Here is a 543-nt window from a genome sequence, read left to right as displayed (position 1 = left end):
TAACAAATAAGAATAGGTGTCGCGCAGCCGACACCCTATATTCGGTTGTTGGACAAGCCCGGAGCCTCGATAAGCTCGATTTCTTTCTTTATTAAGTAAATTACGCGATGTTGCGTTGGCCGCGCTTAGCCTGAGTGCTTTTTTCAAGGCGAGCGGGGTGGATGCAAGGGGCGATCATGTTATTGATGCCAGCCTTATCAGTTTGTTACGTCTTGCCTGTGAGTTGTTTTTTTGTCTGCTATTTCCTCTTGTTGTCGCCCTTGGCGTGGTGAATGCCATTATCCTTATTGCGTCCTTGCAGGATTACCTCAGTCGGCTGATGCCGGTGCATTTCATGGTATGTTGGCAACAGGGGCATGTGCGCTCGGGTTTAGCCAGTGGCGCTAATCCCAGTAGTAATTGCAGTAGCGGCAGTAACAAGCACTGAATTTGCTGCAAGATGGCCTTGGCGTTGCCACGTAAATACCCGTAATCGCGCGCCCGTTGTAATCCCTTGGGCAGTACGTGTTGCAGTATTAGCATCAAAAACTTAAGAGTTGGTAG

The 543-nt window shown here is 49.0% G+C and carries 1 protein-coding gene; it reads right to left on the bottom strand.

The genetic code is table 11. The features are described from left to right. Window positions 1-303: 303 nt before the first annotated feature. On the bottom strand, window positions 304-543 hold a 240-nt coding region (locus ACK8OT_RS19255), incomplete at its 5' end, for a transposase (RefSeq protein WP_410198060.1).

The organism is Motilimonas thetidivivens (genome assembly GCF_046452435.1).
Classification (GTDB): Bacteria; Pseudomonadota; Gammaproteobacteria; order Enterobacterales; family CBDFNC01; genus Motilimonas.
The sequence above is the reverse complement of the archived record's forward strand: the minus strand, read 5'-3'. Positions and strand labels throughout refer to the sequence as shown.